The 1,026-nt window shown below is 47.9% G+C and carries 1 protein-coding gene and 1 pseudogene; both read left to right on the top strand.

Annotated features, from left to right (window positions below; genetic code table 11):
- Window positions 1–192, top strand: a pseudogene (locus R8O10_RS24030) (3-deoxy-7-phosphoheptulonate synthase); the annotation flags it as partial.
- A 25-nt stretch (window positions 193–217) separates the two neighbouring features.
- Window positions 218–1,026 (top strand): bifunctional chorismate mutase/prephenate dehydrogenase (tyrA, locus tag R8O10_RS24025; protein WP_318191798.1); only part of this gene is annotated, 809 nt, incomplete at its 3' end.

Genomic DNA, 1,026 nt, shown 5'->3' with positions numbered 1-1,026 from the left:
AAGTCGATCATCGGTTTGATGATCGAGAGCCACATCAATGAAGGTAATCAATCTTCTGATCTGGCTTTGGATGAGATGAAATACGGCGTATCTATCACTGACGCTTGTATTAATTGGGAGTCAACTGAGGCACTATTACGTCATGCACACGAAGAGCTGGTGCCTTTCTTAGAAAACCGCCTTAAAGGCTAAAACGGAACTTATTTAAGGAACATCAATGGCAGTTGAACTTAACGCATTACGCGATCAGATTGATGCAGTCGACAAACAAATGCTTGAGCTTTTGGCTCAGCGTTTAGCGCTGGTAGAAAAAGTTGGGGAAGTAAAAAGCGAACACGGTTTGCCTATTTACGCCCCTGATCGTGAAGCGGCGATGCTGGCGTCTCGCCGAGCAGAAGCTGAGAAAATGGGTGTCCCACCTCAGCTTATCGAAGACATTCTTCGTCGTACCATGCGTGAGACTTATGCCAGCGAGAAAGATTCCGGTTTTAAGTGTTTGAACCCAGAATTACGCTCAGTGGTCATTATTGGTGGTAATGGCCAGTTAGGCGGTCTGTTTGGCCGCATGTTCAAGCTATCAGGTTACCAAGCGAAAGTTTTGGGTAGCAAAGATTGGGATCGTGCGGATGAGATTCTCAAAGACGCAGGCTTAGTGTTTGTCACCGTACCGATTCACCTGACGGAAGGGGTGATTGAAAAACTGGGCAACTTGCCACAAGACTGCATTCTGTGTGACCTGACGTCTATCAAGTCAAAGCCGCTGCAAGCGATGTTGAATGTGCACGCTGGACCTGTGGTTGGTTTACATCCAATGTTCGGCCCTGATGTTCCTAGTCTTGCCAAGCAGGTGATTGTGTACTGTGATGGGCGTGGCAGCGAGCAATACCAATGGTTGTTGCAACAGTTTGGTATTTGGGGCGCGAGCTTGTGTCAGATTGATGCGCAAGAGCACGACCATGGCATGACGTTAATCCAAGCGCTGCGCCACTTCACGTCATTTGCTTACGGAATGCACCTTAGCAAAGA

The organism is Vibrio sp. 1727 (assembly GCF_033344415.1).
In the GTDB taxonomy this organism is placed as follows: domain Bacteria; phylum Pseudomonadota; class Gammaproteobacteria; order Enterobacterales; family Vibrionaceae; genus Vibrio; species Vibrio alginolyticus.
The sequence above is the reverse complement of the archived record's forward strand: the minus strand, read 5'-3'. Positions and strand labels throughout refer to the sequence as shown.